The sequence below is a fragment of the Cellulomonas xylanilytica genome, assembly GCF_007989805.1.
GTDB classification, from domain to species: Bacteria; Actinomycetota; Actinomycetes; order Actinomycetales; family Cellulomonadaceae; genus Cellulomonas; species Cellulomonas xylanilytica.
In genome coordinates, this window is the sequence record NZ_BJUB01000006.1 from 1 (window position 1) to 17,079 (window position 17,079).

At 74.9% G+C, this 17,079-nt stretch carries 6 protein-coding genes; 1 reads left to right on the top strand and 5 read right to left on the bottom strand.

The window, feature by feature from the left end:
• Positions 1 to 1,857 (top strand): non-reducing end alpha-L-arabinofuranosidase family hydrolase (locus tag CXY01_RS10155; protein ID WP_222594528.1); only part of this gene is annotated, 1,857 nt, incomplete at its 5' end.
• Positions 1,858 to 1,905: 48 nt separating this feature from the next.
• On the opposite strand, the gene CXY01_RS10160 is transcribed toward CXY01_RS10155, so the two are convergent.
• From CXY01_RS10160 to CXY01_RS10180, 5 genes are read right to left on the bottom strand one after another with little or no spacing between them, the layout of a single operon-like run.
• Positions 1,906 to 3,645, bottom strand: a complete 1,740-nt coding sequence (locus tag CXY01_RS10160) for a hypothetical protein (protein ID WP_146927324.1) — start codon at positions 3,643 to 3,645, stop codon at positions 1,906 to 1,908.
• Position 3,646: 1 nt separating this feature from the next.
• On the bottom strand, positions 3,647 to 7,747 hold the full coding sequence (locus tag CXY01_RS10165; protein WP_146927325.1) for a hypothetical protein: 4,101 nt from the start codon (positions 7,745 to 7,747) through the stop codon (positions 3,647 to 3,649).
• Positions 7,744 to 10,536 carry a hypothetical protein gene (locus CXY01_RS10170; protein WP_146927326.1) on the bottom strand — a complete coding sequence of 931 codons (2,793 nt, stop codon included), beginning with the start codon at positions 10,534 to 10,536 and terminating at the stop codon, positions 7,744 to 7,746. Before CXY01_RS10170 ends, CXY01_RS10165 begins: the two co-directional genes overlap by 4 nt.
• Complete coding sequence (locus CXY01_RS10175; protein ID WP_146927327.1) at positions 10,533 to 13,979, bottom strand: DUF6603 domain-containing protein; 3,447 nt, start codon at positions 13,977 to 13,979, stop codon at positions 10,533 to 10,535. The genes CXY01_RS10170 and CXY01_RS10175 overlap by 4 nt, the downstream gene beginning before the upstream one ends.
• A complete protein-coding gene (locus CXY01_RS10180; RefSeq protein WP_146927328.1) occupies positions 13,976 to 16,801 on the bottom strand; it encodes a metallophosphoesterase family protein in 2,826 nt (941 codons plus the stop codon). Before CXY01_RS10180 ends, CXY01_RS10175 begins: the two co-directional genes overlap by 4 nt.
• Between the last annotated feature and the right edge of the window lie 278 nt (positions 16,802 to 17,079).

Below are 17,079 nucleotides of genomic sequence, written 5' to 3' on the forward strand. Positions count from 1 at the left end.
GACTGGAGCCACGCCAAGACCCAGGCCGTGTACGCCATGGTCAAGGACTTCAAGGCCCGCGGCGTCCCGATCGACTGCGTCGGCCTGCAGTCGCACTTCAACCCGCAGAGCCCGGTGCCGAGCAACTACCAGACGACGATCTCGAGCTTCGCCGCGCTCGGCGTGGACGTGCAGATCACCGAGCTCGACATCGAGGGCTCGGGCTCCTCGCAGGCGGAGAACTACCGCCGCGTCGTCCAGGCATGCCTCAACGTCGCGCGCTGCACCGGCATCACGGTGTGGGGCGTGCGGGACACCGACTCCTGGCGCGCGTCGGGCACCCCGCTGCTCTTCGACGGCTCCGGCAACAAGAAGGCCGCGTACACCTCGACGCTCGACACGCTGAACGCGGCGACGCCGACCCAGAACCCGACCACGCCGAACCCGACCCCGACGACCCCGAACCCCACCCCGACCACGCCGACCCCCACCCCCACGTCGGGTCCCGGCACCGGCTGCACGGTCGCCTACACCGCACCGAGCCAGTGGCCGAGCGGCTTCACGGCCAACGTCCGCATCACCAACCTCGGTACGGCGATCAACGGGTGGACGCTGACCTGGTCCTTCCCCGGCAACCAGGCGGTGACGCAGGCGTGGAGCGCCGCGGTGACGCAGAGCGGCTCCGCCGTGACCGCGCGCAACGTCGACTACAACCCGAGGATCGCCGCGGGCGGCACGGTCGACTTCGGGTTCAACGGCTCGTGGAGCGGCAGCAACCCGGCGCCGACGAGCTTCCGGCTCAACGGCACCCTCTGCAACGGGAGCGTGGAGCCCACGGCGACGCCGACCCCGACCGTGACGCCGACACCCACCTCGACACCGACACCGACGCCCACCCCGACCGCCACCACGCCGACGGGCACGCTCCCGTCCAGCTTCCAGTGGTCGTCCACCGGGGCGATCATCGGCCCGAAGCCGGACGCATCCCACAACCCGGCCTCGGTCAAGGACCCGAGCGTCGTGTACGCCGACGGCAGGTGGCACGTCTTCGCGTCCATCTACGCGGGCGGCTACAACCTGATCTACACCAGCTTCACCGACTGGTCCCAGGCCTCGTCCGCGACGCCGTACTACCTCGACCGGTCCGCCATCGGCTCCGGGTACCGGGCGGCGCCGCAGGTCTTCTTCTTCGCGCCGCAGAACCTCTGGTACCTCGTCTACCAGACCGGCGCAGGGGGCTCGTACTCGACGACGTCCACCATCTCGGACCCGTCGTCGTGGTCGGCACCGAAGAACTTCTACGCCTCGCAGCCGCAGATCATCACCGACAACATCGGCAACGGCTACTGGGTCGACTTCTGGACGGTCTGCGACACCGCGAGGTGCTACCTGTTCTCGTCCGACGACAACGGCCACCTGTACCGGTCCGAGACGTCGCTCGCGAGCTTCCCCAACGGGTTCACCAACACGGTGATCGCGATGCAGGACTCCGACCGGTTCCGCCTGTTCGAGGCCGTGAACATCTACAAGCTCGCCGGTCAGACCAGCTGGCTCATGGTGCACGAGGCCATCGGGACGGACGGCAAGCGGTACTTCCGGTCGTGGACGGCGCCGTCGATCGCCGGCTCGTGGACGGCGCTGGCCGACTCCGAGTCCAACCCGTTCGCCCGCTCGAACAACGTCACGTTCCCCGCAGGCGCGTGGACCAGGGACATCAGCCACGGCGAGATGATCCGGTCCGGCACGGACCAGACGATGGAGATCAGCCCGTGCAACCTCCGGTACCTCTACCAGGGGATGGATCCCAACGCCTCGGCCGAGTACAACGAGCTGCCCTGGCGGCTGGGCCTGCTGACGCAGACCAACTCGACCTGCTGAGCTCCGTGCCCGACCGCCCGTGCAGCCGGCGGTCGGGCACGGACCCGTCTACCCGACGAGGTGGTCGTAGCGGACCCCGCTGGGCGGCAGGCCGGTGCTCACCCGTGTCCGGTGGGTCGCCCACACGTGCAGGGAGCCGTCCACCCAGCGCGCCGACTGGTACGACCGCTGCACGACGAGACCACCGCTGGGCACCTCCTCCTCGGGGATCAGCAGGGAGCCGTCGGGTCCGCCGCCGAGCAGGGCCGTCACGCTGCTGACCACCCGCCGCCCGCCGGCCAGGTCCAGCACCGACCCGCGCGCCAGCGCGACCTGCTCCGTGCCGCCCACCCGTACCGGGAGCAGCGGGATCCAGTGCGGTGGCGGGGCCTGCGCCAGGTGGTAGTCGGGTGCGGCGTCGGGGTCGCCCTGCGGCTCGGGCGGCCGTGCTGCGCTCAGCTCGACACCGACCTGCAGCGGCGACTCCCGCAGCTGCTCGACGGCCCAGCCGAGGTTGGCCTGCTCGTCCCGGGCGAGCACCACCTGCTCCACGACCGGCCCGACGACGGGCTGGGCGAGCCGCGGCGCGAGGTACAGCAGGTTGGTGATCGCGACGCCCTCGACCTCGTCGCGGTCGACGGGCATGGCGTGCTGGAAGAGCCCCCACCGGTCGGACCGGCCGAGCCGGTGGTCGCCGTGGGGGCGCAGCAGCGTGCGCGTGCCGAACGTGTCCGTGACGACCAGCGACGTCGCGGAGACCAGGTGCCCGACGGGCAGATCCACCCCGATGACGAACCAGTCGTTGCCGAACCCCGACAGCGTCTCGATGAGCAGCAGCTGCCCCAGGTCCGTCTCGGCTGGGCGGAGCGCGGCCAGGTTGAGGCGACCGTCCTCGAGCTCCCAGAACCGGCGGGCGGGCAGGCCGGGCGCGGTCACCGGTGCCGGCATCACCGTCCGGGTGACCGCCTCCCCCGCCTCGGCCGGGGTGGTGCCCAGGTTCACCTCGCCGTTCACGTCGAGCTCGTACCAGTCGAGGGTGTCGCTGTCGTAGCGGTGGGCGGTCAGGGTGGTCTCGCCCGTCGGCTCGACGGACATCCGGGCGGCGAACGACGCCGTGTGCTCGAACCGGGCCGGCTGCCAGCTCGTCGCGGCGGGATCGGCGTCGGCGAACAGGCCCGCCACGAGGCGGAGCCAGTCCGCACCCGCCGCCCGCAGCTCGGCCCGGTCGGCCTGGTCGACCTCGACGCCCAGCCGGAGCAGGTCCCGCCCCGCCAGCTCGACCCGCAGCCGCCGGCCGTCGAGGCTGCGGCCGGCGTGCAGCCGCGCGTACCCGGCGGTCGCGGGGTCGAGCGTCGCCAGCACCTCCGGGTCCGGCGACGGCACCGCGAACGCCCGCACGACGTCCGGCCCGTAGTCGCGGGACGTGCTCTGCAGCGCGAGCACCCGCAGGAACAGGCGTCCGGTGTCGACGGCCAGGCGCAGCCCCTCCGCGGTCGCCGCCGTCGACGGCAGCGGCTCGCCCGCGTGCTCGATCAGCGTCTCGAGCGGAGCCGCCCGGGCGTCGAACCGCGGCGCCTGCACCGCCGTGTCGGGTGGGATCGGACCGGCGACGAAACGGGTGGGTCGCGCGGCGACGCCACGCCAGCGCGCGACCACCGGGGTGCCGCCGTCGTGCCCCGCGAACTCCCCCAGCTGCCACTGCCGGGCCAGGAGCCACATCGGGTCCTGCACGGGAGCCGCGGCACCGGCGCTGACGTCGGGCCGCTGCGGCTCCGGCTCGAGCCGCGAGAACGTGGTGATCGAGGGCACGTCAGTCCACCCCCGTCAGGGCGTTCGGGCTGGTCGAGACGGCGTCCCGGTCGGCGTTGAAGGCCAGCACGGTCGCGGGCAGGTACTGCCGGACCGCGCCGAGCGTCGACGGCGGGACGGCGCGCAGGTGCACCTGCTCCAGGGTCTCGACCAGCACCTGGTTCAGCGTGCCGAGCGTCCACGGCTCCCCCACGACCGGCGGGACCGCGAGCAGGATCGCCTGCGGGGCCATCAGGTCCGGCGGGTCGTAGCGGAAGGCGACGCCGGTCGTCTCGCTCGCGGACGGGACGACCTCGGTCCACTCGTCGACCAGCAGTCCGGCGACCTCCCGGTCCGGCGCCACGAGCTCGGCACCGACCAGGGCGAGCGAGACCGCGCCGTCGACGTGGTGGTCGGCGGGCAGCGCGTTCCACACGTCGCCGGACCGGAACGGCACCTGGGCCGCGCCCGGCGCGAACGCAGGCCCTCCGAGCACCTCCGCCTCGCGCAGCGCGATGCCCAGCCTCCCGAGCGGCTCCCGGACCCGTTCCATCCGGGTCAGCCAGACCTCCACCGCCAGCTGGTCTCCTCCGAGCAGGGCGGGGTGGTCGCGTGACGCCACGACGTCGGCCGCGGTGGACGGGACGAACCGGGGCAGCGCCACGAAGCCCGGTCCGAGCAACACCCGCAGCCGTCGGAGGGCCGCCGTCCAGGAGGGGCCGGAGGGGTCAGCGCCCGCGGCACCCGCCTCGGCGAGCCTTCCCCGCAGCTGCTCCCGCGCCCTGGCCGCGGCGGCGGCCCAGCCCGACGGTGTCGTCTCCACCGGGACCGCGGCGTCGCCCACGCCCAGCGACCAGCTCCCCACGACGGCGTCCTGCAACCGGGCGGGGTCGCTCAGGGCCGCGTCGAGGAGCTCCACAGCACCCTGCACGGCAGCCCGCGCCGCGGCCACGCGGGCGTCGAGCTCGGCGCCGTCGACCCCGGGCTCGGTGTCCGCGTGCGGCGGCTGCAGCGTCCCGCCGTCCATCGGCGTGGCCGGACCCAGCAGCGCGGCCAGCGAGCGGCCCACCTCCAGCAGGTCCAGGAGCGGACCGTCGAGCACCACCACCGGTCGCAGCACGTCGTCGCCGGACGCCACGGCCGCGCGCGCCGCGAGCTCGGCGAGCCCGTGCTCCCCCGCACCGGCCAGCCGGACGAGATCGCTCGCCGACAGGTCCAGGTCCGGCAGCGGGACGGGCAGCACGACGTCGCCCGCAGCGTCCCGGACCGACACCGTGCGTCCCGTCGCCGGGCCGAGCACCCGACCCAGCCAGGCGTCGAGCCCCGGCTCGGCCGCCGCCCGGGGCGAGCGCGCCGGTCCCGTCCAGCCCGGTGCCGCCGACGCGGCCGGGTCCAGCACGATGCCCACCCGGTGGGTCACCGCGACCCCCGTGCGCGGCGTCTGCACGACGTCGAGGTCCGGCGGCGGGACCAGCCCGCGGTCGAAGTCGGTCACCGTGCTCACGGCCCGGTCCAGGTCCCCCAGCGCGAGCTGGTGCACCTGCTCGGCCTGCAGCAGGTCCGCGGCGGCGTCCACCGCCGAGCCGAGCCGGCGCAGGACGCCCTGCGCCGCGGCGCGGTCCGCCTCGCTCGGGTCGCCGCCGACGAGGTGGTCGATCGCGTGGTCCTCGCTCGCCGCCCACAGCGCGTGCAGGCTCAGCCCGTCCAGACGCCGCGCGGCCGGGGGCAGGTGCTCCTCACCGGGCAGCGGCGACACCTCGCGCGCGTTGTCGATGGCCTTGTCCAGCCCGCGGTCGTGCAGGTCGCGCTCCACCAGGTAGCCGAGGACGACGTTGACCGTGCGCCCGGCGCGGACGCCGTCGAGCACCGACCGGGCCAGCCGCACCCGTTCGGACGTGAGGCTGATCGCGAACGGTGTGTCCGTGCCACCGCCGTGGGCGAGGTGGGCGTTGCGCAGCAGGGCCGCCACCTGCGCCTGGTGGATCGACGGAGCGTGCAGGAAGCCCGGGTCGTCGACCCCGGCCAGGAGCGGACCCGGCTCGCCCGGGGGGGTCTCGGTGAGCACGCCGGCGGCGGTCGGCGAGAGCTGCTCCGACCAGCCGTAGCCTCCGACGAGCGCACCCTGCGCCTGGACCGCGCGCAGCTCGGCCAGCCGCCGGCTCGCGAGCGACGTCGTCCAGGCGTCGATGCGGTAGGTCGCGGCGTCCAGCGTCCCGAGCAGGTGCCGTTCGAGCGCCGCGGGGTCGGCCGCCGCGAGCACCTCGACGGCCGCGCGGAAGGCCGCCACGTGCGGGTCGGTCCCTGCAGCGAGGCGCTCGCGCACGGTGGCACCGTCCGGCAGGGTCGCGTCGCGCTGGGCCCGCCACCCCGCGGTCGGCTCGCCGAAGCCGTCGAGCTCCTCGTCGGTCACGTCCGGCGCCTCCGGGCCCAGCAGCCGGGCCGCCGCGGTCGCGTTCTCCCGCAGCAGGCCGTGCCGGACGAGCGCGGCCAGCAGCGACGGCGGCGCGTCGTCCCCGCCCGCGGCCAGCTGGTCGACGTCGGCGGTCAGCAGGTCACGCAGGAGCGCGGGGTGACCCACGAGCGGCACCGTGACCGGCCTGCTGTCCGGCTCGTGCACGGTGAGGGCAGCGGGGCGCAGGCCGACGCCGGCGGCAGCGGCGAGGGGCAGCGACCGGTTCCCGGCGACGTCCCAGAACCCCGCCTCGCCGAGCCGTCGGCCCAGCAGCAGCTGGACGTGCTCGGCGAAGCGCGCGCCGAACGCACGCCGGAGGCGCACCCGGTCCGACCGGGCGCCCAGCCGCAGCACGTCGACCAGGTCGGCAGCGACGTCGCCGCGGCCGACGCGCGGCGCCCGCCCGAGCGCCGGTCGCCAGGCACCGTCGACGAGGCCGGCCAGCACCCGTCGCAGGCGGTCCTCGCGTTCGTCACCCGCGAACCGGCCCAGGGAGGTGACCGGCAGCAGCCCGTACGGCTGTCGGCCCACGCGCAGCGTCGGCAGCGGACCGGCCGGTCGGACGAAGCGGCGGGCGTGGTCCCGGACCCAGTCGGCATCGGCGAGGGCCACCCCCGCCAGCTGCGGCAGCCAGTAGCCCCACGTGGCCGGCCACAGCGTCGTGCTCATCGCCTCGGCCAGCGGGTCGTCCGCCGAGGCGCCCGCCGGCAGCGCCGCGAGGTCGGCCGGCCCGGCGAGCCCGAGGGCGGACCGGGCGAGCGCGGCCGCGGTCCCCGGCTCCGGCGGCGCCGACGACGCCGGCCAGGAGCCCGGCGCGGCGCTCGACCAGCCCGAGGCCACGTCCTCGGTGTTGTTGGTCAGGGTCTCCGGCTCGAGGAACGCCAGGCCCTCGCTGTAGCGCTGCGCGTCGAGGAGCCGCGCGACGCTGCCGTCGGGACCGCCCTCGCGGACCCCGGCGACCAGCAGCAGGTCCACCGGCCCGGGGACCGGGAGCCGCAGGGCCATGCCGACCTGCTCGGCGGTGTCGAAGTCGACGAGCCAGCTCATCGCCCGGTCCACCGCCGCGACCTCGTCGTCGTCCTCGGCGTGCACCAGCGGTGCCGACAGGTCGGGGCCGACCGCGAGGTCCCCGATGATCGGGCTGCCGGTCACGACCGCCACCACCGCACCCTGGGCGTAGGCGGTCGCCGTCCAGCGCGTGGGCAGCAGCCGGGCGACCGGGGTGCTGCGCAGGTCGGTGGTCTCCGGCACGGGGAACGTGGGCTCGGTGGAGAGAGGCGCGTCGTCGGCGACGGAGCCCTCCGGCCGGGCCTGCGGGTTCGTGGGCGTGGTGGCCCGGACCACCCAGGCGGCCCGGCCCGGTCCGTACCGGTCCGCGAGCGCGGTGTACGCGCGCTGCGCCCGGTCGCGGTCGGTACCCGTGCGCCACTGGACGCGCCAGAAGTCCTCGCCCGCGGCGATCTCCTGCGCGGACAGCCGCGGGTCGTGGGCGTCGACGTGCAGCTGGTCGGGGTACACCCGGACCAGCAGCTCGGCGTCCCGGTACCGGGTCTCGAGGCGCACCGGCAGCAGCACGAGCGGGTGCTCCGAGCCGGCGACGGGAGCGGTCAGCCGTGCGTCCGAGGCGACCGCGTCCCCGGTGAGCGCGGCGAGGTCGAGCGGCTGGGTCATGGCGTCGGCTCCCGCAGCAGGACCGCGACCGGGATGGTGATGCGCGCGGGCAGCTGGCGCAGCCGGGCCGCCTGCCGTGCCGACGTGGTCTCGGTGGCCGGCGCGTGGCTGACGCCGGCGGGCGCCTCGCCCACCTCGAAGCCGAAGCGGGGTGCCCCGGGCTGCTCGGCGATCACGACGGACCAGTCGTCGGCGTCGGCGAGAGGCACGGTGAACCCGAAGAAGCTGATGTCGGGGTCCATCGAGCCGCGGAACACGGGCAGGAGCCGCTCGACGGGCGGGCCCGGCTTCGTCGCGGACACCAGTGCGTCCGGGAAGCGCCTGATCAGCTCGCTGCGCAGCAGGAGGACGAACCGGTCCTCGACGACCGTCGGCGCACCGAGCGCCCGGTCCCCCCAGGAGTCCAGAGGCGCGAGGTCCGGCGGGGCCTCGGGTGCGACCGCCGCGTCCCAGAACCGGTCGAAGAAGGTCGCGGTCATGGGCGTCGGGTACTCGCGCCAGAGCAGCTCGCGGCCCAGCTCGTGGTTGAGCCCGACCATGAACGCCTCGACGAACTCGCCGTTGGTGCGCAATCCGAGCGCGGTGTCCGCCGGGACGCCGTCCAGACCGGGCAGCAGCCAGTGCTGACCCAGCTCGGCCAGCGACCGGGACATCGGGGCGTCGAAGCGTGGGGCGAACCGCAGCGACGGCACCGGGGCGGCCGCGTCCGGCGGCGTCGGGCTCTCGAGCAGCCCGCTCACCCGGGCGCCGAACGTGCGGGTGGGGGTGGTGAGCGCCAGCGCCTCGTCGAAGGCGGCCCGGGCGGCCAGGGAACCGTGCGGGGTCTCGCCGGGCGCAGCGGCGGCCAGGAACGCGGCCAGGTGGCGCGTCGCCGCCGCGCGGAAGGCGGCAGCGGTCGCGTTGTCCTGCCGGGGAGGACGCGGGTCCACCGGGTCCGGGTCGACGGGGTCCGGGTCGACCGGTTCGGGGTCGGGGTCGAACGGGTCGTCCGGGTCCCGGGGTCGGCGCAACGAGAACGGGCCGTCGTCGCCCGCACCGACCGCGCGCCGCTCCACGCCGAGCACGCCGCCGTCGAGCGGGGGCAGCGGACGGGGACCCGGGGTCGGCGCCGGTGCCGGACCGATCGCGAACCCGGGTTGCGGCGGGCCCGACTGCACGGCGTCGGCCGTCACCTGCGCCCAGGACAGCACCTGCGGGGTCGGCAGCGCGGCTCCGCCCGCCTCGAACGTGAGCGGCCCGAGCGCCGGCGTCAGCTCCCGGTTGATCCGTGAGACCGGCGCCATCCGGTCGAGGATGTCGAGCCGGGCGGTGGGTGCGGTCCGGGCCAGCCGACGCACGGCCGGTCCGCGAGACCGGGTCACGCGCCGGACCACCGGGCTCAGCGCCCGGTCCGGCAGCTGGGCCTGCGCCCACTGCTGGGCGAAGCTCGCTCCCCCGGTCGACGGCGCTCGCAGGAGCCGGGCCCGCAGCGGCGCGAGCACGAACAGGCCGGACTCGGGCGGCAGCGGCACGACGTGCCGCCGGTGCAGGCTGTCGGCGAGCGCCAGCCCCAGCGTCGCCAGACCGAAGACCCGTCCCGCGGTGTGCAGGTCGGCCGCCTGGTCCCAGGCGGCCGCGACCAGGGTCTCCTGCTGCTGCTGGACCACGAGCGTGCCCAGCGCGGCGGCCACCCGGTGGGCGGGGTCGGTGTTGAGCTGCTCGTACCAGCGTCCGGGGGACGCCGCATCGAGCGCCCGGGCGGCGGCGTAGCTCTGGCCGTAGCGGGGCGGCGCCAGGAGCGGGTCGGTCTCCGGCTGCTGGTCGGGGGTGTTGAGCACGTCGACCAGGGCCGTCGCGAACCGCTCCCGCATCGTCGGGTCGGACCACCGCTCGACGGGCGCGTCGAGCGCGAGCAGCGCGCCCGCCAGGAGCACCTGCGCGTCGTCGGCCCCGGCGATCCCGAGCCCCGACGTCGACAGGTCCACCGCACGCGTCCCGAAGCCGTCGGCCACCGGGCGCCCCCGGATCGCGAGGGCGAGGGACTGGAAGTCGCCGGCGGGACCGGTGGCGAACCGCCAGTGGTGCAGGACCGGCAGCTCGACGGCCCCCATCCCCGGGCCGCGCCGCCAGGCCGGGCCCTGGGCGTCGCCCGGGTCGTCCCCGAGGCCCGTGAGCCGGCCCGCCTCGAACGTCGGCACGACGCACGCGAGGTACTCCGTCTGCTCGACGAGGAGCCGCCCGCTGACCAGCCGGGACAGGCTGCGCGCGGGGTCTGCGGCGAGGGCGTCGGCCAGGGCCTCGTCGCTCATCGCCGCGTCGGTGGCCAGCTGCGCGTGCGCCCAGGCCCAGCTCTCGTCGAGGTCCGGCAGCTCGTCCTCGGGGTGCGCCGGCGCGCCGATCCGCAGGACGGGCAGCGATCCGCGGGTGGGGGCCGCCAGCTGCACACCCGGCTGCTCACGGACCACGACGAGGCACATCCAGGGCCGCAACCGGCCCTCCGACGCCGACGCGGGGGTGAACAGCCACGGCAGCGCCGGCTCGTCCAGCTCGACGAGCGCCAGGTAGTTGGACTCGAACGTGCGCGTGCCGGGCGCCGGATCGCTGCGGATCACCTGCTGGGGCGCCAGCGCCGTGACGTCGCCGGGGCCGAGGAGCCGGACGGGCACGGTCGCGGGTCCCGCGCCGTTGACCCTCACCTCCGCGGTCGCGGACGCCTGGCTCGCCGGGTGCCCGTCCCGGCGGTCCTCGGGCAGGTCGAGCGGGCCGCCGCGGCGCGCCCACGGCAGCAGGACGAGGTGCGGCTCGCTCATCGGAGCCGCACCAGACCGGCCAGCCGCGGCGCGTCCGGCCGCACCTGGCCCGCGTAGCGCTCGGACACGGCGGTGCGGGTGCCCGCGCGCGCGGCCGCGGCCAGGCGCAGACCGGCCCGCAGGTGGGCGGGCTCCGCCGGCGCCGGGTCGGGCAGGACGACGGGGACGCCGTCCGGCCCGACGACGATCTCGGTGTACCGGAACGGCTCCGCGACGCCGGCCGAGGCGTCGGACGCGTACCGGTCGCTGCCCAGGCTCACCCCCGCCTCCCGCAGCACGACCCCGGGCGCCGCGAGCCGTTCGGCGTCGGTCATGTCGAAGAACTGGCTGTCCGGGAACTCGTCGCCCACGGGCGCCACGCTGGGGATCGCCCCGCCGATCCGGGGGTCGGTGATCGCGAACCGGCGCGCGTCGCGCGGCACGAACGCACCGACCCGGTCGATGGCGCGGGCGGTGTTCAGCGGGACGAGGCCCTGCTGCACGACGAGCCGGCCGAGCGGGTGCAGCACCAGCTCCTCGGTCCGCGGCACCGCCCGCACCGCGGCGACCTGGGTCGCCGCCGCCGGCAGCTCCGTCATCCAGCTCCGCGGGTCGGCGAGCCGCGTCAGCAGCTCGGTCACCACGTCGATCGTCTCGGTGACCGGCGACCCGCCCCCGCCGATCAGGGTCTTGTCGAAGGAGACGGTGTAGTCCCACCAGAGGATGCCGAACGTCGCCCTCCCGGCCAGCCGGAGCGGGATCGGCCCCTCGAGCATGCCCCGGACCTCGATCTTGAACAGGTTCCGCGAGCCGCGCTTGAGCTGCACGCCGGCGGCGAAGTCGGCGATGAAGTGGGGAGGCCAGAAGCTGACCAGCACGTCGAAGCCGATGTACCCCTGGAGGCTGAAGCCGTACGCCGCGGCGTAGAGGGATGCCTTGGCGCCGAGCTGCAGCGTGTTGGTCGTGACGGCGAGGTAGGCCTCGAGCACCAGCCGCGGGTTGTCGCCCGTGGTCAGCGCCACGGTGACCCGCGGCAGCGCCGGGAAGCCGGCGGGCGGGCTGAACCGCGGGTTGAACCCGCCGACCGCGAGCGCGAAGCCCTGACCGCGCTCGCGACGGAACGCGGCCGCACCGGTCAGCACGAACCGTCCGCACAGCTTCGAGTCGTACAGCACGGCGTCCAGCGCAGCGGAGCCGGTGTCGAGGTCGAGGACGCCGACGACGTCGAGGTTGAGGGTGACCAGCGGGTTCGCGTCCTGCGGGAGGACCGAGGAGAGCCGGCCCAGGACCAGGAACCGGCTCGTCTCGCTGACGGAGTCCCGCTCCAGCATCAGCGCGAGGTCGGCGCGCAGCAGCGGGTGCCCGCTGCCGAACGTCATCTTCACCAGGACGCCGTAGACGTGGGTGCCCTCGCGCGCCGGGAAGAACGTCCGCAGGGCGGAGACCAGCTCCGGCAGGTGCTTGACGGGGTCGGCCGGGAAGAGCAGGTGCTTGAGCCGGCCTGACGGCAGGGCAGCGCGCACGGCGGCGACGTCGAGGGTGCGGTCCGCCGCGTAGAGCAGCCCGAACCCGTCGAAGGTGATGAAGCCCGCCTGCAGACCGAGGTGCTCGACGGTGCCGACGAGGAGGAACGACGTGACCTCGTTGCCCTCGCGGTCCTTGGTGGACGCGAGCCCGATGCAGGTGATCGTGACGCGCTTGCCCACCCGCAGGACGAGGACGCCGACGTAGTCACCCGTGGCAGGGTCGAGCTGGATCGTGCCGCCGCCGCTGACCGGACCGGTCCGCAGGTCCAGCGCGATCCCCGTCGGGCGCGTCGCGTCGACGTGGGCGTCGAGGACGCGCAGGTTGCGCTCCTCCTTCGGGGTCGTCGTGTCCACGGCCGCGAACAGGCCCAGGCGGTCCACCCGGACGTAGACCGGCCCGATCTGCGTGCTGAAGGAGACCAGCGCCCCGAGCGCGACCGCCCAGCCGGTCTCGGGCTCCTCGGCACGGTTCCCGGCCAGCCGAAGGACCACCTCGTGGACGTTGATCCCGAGCAGCCCACCGCCACCCAGGGGCAGGGTCTTCTCCAGCGCCGGCGGACCGGCCGGCCCCGAGGAGTCGAAGGGCGGCTCCGGACCGGTCGCGTCGACGCCGGCGGGCACGTGGATCTCGTGGATGAAGCCGAGCGCGGAGTCGTACCCGAGGCCGAGCGAGAACACCTTCCGGACCGGTCGGCCACCGAGGAGCTTGCGCAGGAAGCTGTCCTTGTCCGCGGAGTCGATCACCAGCGCGCAGTGGTCCAGGCGCAGCAGGACCCGAGCACCCGTGGCACTGATGGTCAGGACGGCGCCGATCTCGCCGAGCTCGATCCGCGACCCCGTCGCGCGTGGCACCGCGTAGCTGATCCCCGTCTCGTCGGGCACGGCGCTGTACCCGACGGAGACGGCGGAGGTCGCCGCCTGGGCGTTGGCCTGCACGCCCTCCTCTCCCCCGATCAGCAGCGCGGCCCCGGCGTCGCTGCGGACGTCGACCCGGAACCTCCACGTCGGGCCGTCGGTGGCGCCGGGGTTGAGCACCTCGTCCAGCGTCAGCGTGCCGCCGAGCGCGAGGAACAGCTGGTGGGGCCGGGCGGGCGTGCCCAGCCGCCGGGGCAGGTACATCCACGTGACCCGCAGCTGCTCGGCGTCGGTGCCGCCGTCGCGGCGCAGCGCGAGCGAGACCATCCGGCCCGCCAGGACGTCCGCGGCGGTCGGTCGGGCCGGGGAGTCGACGTCGAGCGCGGCGGAGTCCCAGCCGACGACCACGTCGCCGAGCGCGTTGCGCCCGTCGGTGTCCTTCGTCTGGTCGACCACCGCGATCGCCGCCACGATCCCCCGGATCAGGCCGTCCACGACGAGGAACGACGTGTCGCGATCCGTGGTGAGCGTGCTGCCCTGCGCCCCGGACCGGGTGTCGTCGAGGTCGTCGAGGGTCCGTCCCGGGTTCCACAGGAACGAGAAGATGGTGCCGAACGCGCTGAGGAACCGGGTGCCCGCCGTGTCACCGGGCGCCAGCGACCCGCTGAGCTCGGACGTGATCGCCACGGCCTGCATCACGAGGAACAGCTTCGGCCAGCGGCGCCGCACGTACGTGCTGCCCAGGAGGTCGAGCAGGCTGTTCACGAACGTGTCGCCGCGCCCCTCCCAGTCGGTCCCCTGCCACGCCTCGACCTGGTCGATGACCGCCCCGATGAGCAGGGCCAGGTTGCCCGCCGCCTCGATGTCCGCCTGCAGGTCGGGGTCGACCTGCGCCCGGTACGCCGTGATCGCAGCGAGCGGCGCCTCCGGCAGCACGAGCTTCTCGGTCGCGGCGTCCGGCGCCGCGCCGAGGTCCGCCAGCACCGCGCTGCGCGCCTCGGGCCGGCCGAGCAGGTCCGCGGTGAAGGAGACGAAGTCGAGGACCTCGCCCGCGATCGACCGCAGGACCGAGCCAGCGCTCACGGTCCGGGCTCCGGGACGGGCACGCGGCTCAGCACGGACCGGCGCAGCTGCGCCGGCGGCGCCTCGGCCTGCGGCCCCAGCGAGGCGCGGTGGACCATGTACGGACCGAGCACCGGGAGCTGCGTCTCGGGGTCGACGGCCGACGTGTGCACCTCGCCGACGGCCGTCACCACACCGTCGTCGTCCGTCTCGAACCGGCAGATCCCGAAGTTCGACCGGAACATCATCTGGCGCGTGTTGCGCATCCGGTCCAGGGAGGCCTGGTGCCGGGCGGCGACCGCCTGCATCGCCGCGAAGGCCGTCGCAGGGTCGGCCAGCTGGGCCTCGACCACCGCGTCGTCCAGCGGGGTCACGCGGATCGGCGCCGGCCGGTCGGCATCCGCCCGGTCGTCGACCAGCGGGGTCACCCGCCAGCGCCAGTCCGGCGGCTTGTCGGGGTTGAGCCGCGACGTGAGCCGGTCCTCCCGCTCCTCGCCCTCGGGGTTGTCGTCCAGCCAGCCGTGGGTCGCCAGCAGCACCGGGCTGCGCAGCAAGCGAGCCCGCGTCACCGCCACCAGGTCCGCCTCGGTCCGCCCGTCGGGCAGCAGCACCAGCTCGGCGTCGGGCCGGGTCCAGCCGAGACGCTCCACCCCGAGCCTCGCGCGCAGGAGCTCCTGCAGGAGCATCGCGCTGCGGTCCAGCGCCCGCAGGTAGACGGGCATGACGTTCTTGAAGCCGCTGGACGTCAGCTGCGCGATCCGGGCCGGCTCGGCGGCGTCGCCGCGCCAGTAGCTCATGACGTTGGCGGCCGCGTTGTGCACGTCGCCGGACAGCACCACGACCCGCCGGTGCTCCGCCAACCGGGCCAGCAGGTGCTCGAACGTGACCGCGTCGAAGGCCCAGGTCTCCAGGGCGTCCGGGTTGGTCCCGGGCATCCGACGGTTCCCCGCGGCCGACGACCGGTCCGTCAGGTCGCCTGCCTCCAGCAGGTCGAACACGCGGTAGATGGCCTTCGCGACCACCTCGTCGATCACCGGGGGCCCGATCACCTGCAGCGGGGCGACCACGACGAGCACCTCGCGACCGTCGGGCAACGGAGGACGCGGGACCTGGTCGACGAGCGCCTCCGTCGAGACGTTGCCCGGCGGACCGATCTCGGCGGCGTAGCTGCGGCGGGTGCGGTTGTCCAGGGCGACGGCGACGTGCTTGGGACCGTCGACCGTGAAGTGCCACGTCATGGGCGCGTCCACGACGCCGAACCGGCCGTCGGGCTGCGGCGGGTTGTCGAGGTGGTGCCCGAACATGCGGCCGATCTCGTCGAACACCGTCGCGTCGGGCCCGGGAGCAGACCGCGGGAACAGCCGCGCCGCCCGGTCCAGCAGGTCACCGGGGAGCTGGCCGCCCAGCTCCGGCCGGTCCGGTGTGGTGACCTGGTCGTACCGGCGCGGGTCGTTGCCCCAGTCCTGGAACAGGGCGTAGCCCAGCATCCCGTTGGTCAGGATTACGTGCCCGAGCGCGGTCCCGAGCACCCGGTGCCGCCACATCGGCGTGAGGAAGAAGTCGTCGGTGACGTCGTGGTCGTCGAGCATCATGTACGTCGGCACGTTCGCAAGCACACGTTGCACGCGGCCCAGCCCGAGCAGGAACTCCCGGTGCACCCGATGGCTGCGCAGGCGCGACCGGGTGTGCTCGGCCGCGTTCTCCACCCTGTCCTTCTCCCGCTGCGCGATGGTCGCCGCGTCGGAGAACAGGTGCTGCGGGACGCGCTCGGGGAAGTCCTGCAGCGGCAGGTCGATGTCGTGGTCCGCGCCCGGCATGTCCAGCCAGCGCAGCGCCGGGCCCGTCCCTGCGCCGGGGGCCAGGAGCTGGGCGCCGGGCACCTCCTCGCCCCAGCATGCCGGCGACCACGCCAGCAGGTAGGCGGCGGCGAACTCCCCGACGGACATCAGGTGGTTGGCGCCGTCGCTGCTGGTGAGCTGGGCACTGACCTGCGTGAGCCTGAGCCGGTCCCCGACCGGGAACTGCGGCGGCCCGGCCGGCAGGTCCCCCGCGGCCTCCGTCTGCTGCGGGGTCTCGGGGGTGTAGCTGGCACCGGGGTCGACGCGGCTCGGCTCGACGTCGGGGCGCCGCAGGACCTGGTTGACCTTGACCCGCTCGAGGGGCACCCCGCCGTCGGTGCCGATGAGCTCCACACCCAGCTGCGCGGTCCGCAGCATCATCAGCGAGTCCACGTCGTCGGCGTAGATCTGGTCCCCGCCGAGGAAGAGCTGGTGGATCCGCCCCCGCGGGTCGTCGAACCGCTCGTTCAGGTACTCGTCCATCCACGCCAGCGCGTCGCCGTCGTCGTACCCCGGGCGTCGGCAGGACCCGTACGCGATCCGCAGGTCGTCCAGGGTGGACGGCGGCAGCGCGAAGCTGGGCAGCATCCGGTCGGCGTACCCGAGCGGTCCGCACTCGACGCCGCTCACCGTGTGCGGGCCGAGCAGGCCGAGACCGGCCAGGTCGGTGGTGTTCTGCGCGCCCGTGACGGTCACGTTGTACGAGTACAGCCGGTCGGGCTGGAAGACCCTGCCGGACGACGGGGGCAGCCGCACCGTCACGAGCCCGAGATGGAGCTGCTCGCCGATGCGCACCGTCGTCTCGCCGGGATGCGGCGGTGCCGCGTTCGGGTCCGGCGGGTCGGCGCTGGTGGCGAACGGCGGGTTGGTGGTGTCCGACGCGACGCGACCCTCCCACACGGTGACCCGGACGCCCGCCGGCTCGCTCAGCACCACCTGGACGGCGACGAGCCCCGGGTCGACGCGGCGCAGCACGGGACCCGCGAGGAGAAGCGGCAGCGGCATCAGTTCTCGCCTGCCCCCACTGACGAGACGATTCGGGACACTTCGGACGTTAGACCCATCGCCCCCGCCCCGACCAGGGCCAGGTCCGCCGTCGACAGGCACGCGTCGAGGGGAACAACCGCCGCCGGTGCGCCGTTGAAGACCGTGCCGCTCCGGTCCATGACCCCGGGCTCCATCATCAGCCGCCACGAGCGGCCCCGCGCCGAGAGGCGTCTGCCGGAGCGGACGACCAGGCCGGCGGGTGCACCCGCCGGCCTGGTGCCGTCAGGCGCCCGTGC

Coding starts and splice junctions, on each gene's coding strand:
- CXY01_RS10165 (WP_146927325.1), bottom strand. CDS start 7,747: ATGACCCAGCCGCTCGACCTCGCCGCGCTCACCGGGGACGCGGTCGCC.
- CXY01_RS10170 (WP_146927326.1), bottom strand. CDS start 10,536: ATGAGCGAGCCGCACCTCGTCCTGCTGCCGTGGGCGCGCCGCGGCGGC.
- CXY01_RS10180 (WP_146927328.1), bottom strand. CDS start 16,801: ATGCCGCTGCCGCTTCTCCTCGCGGGTCCCGTGCTGCGCCGCGTCGAC.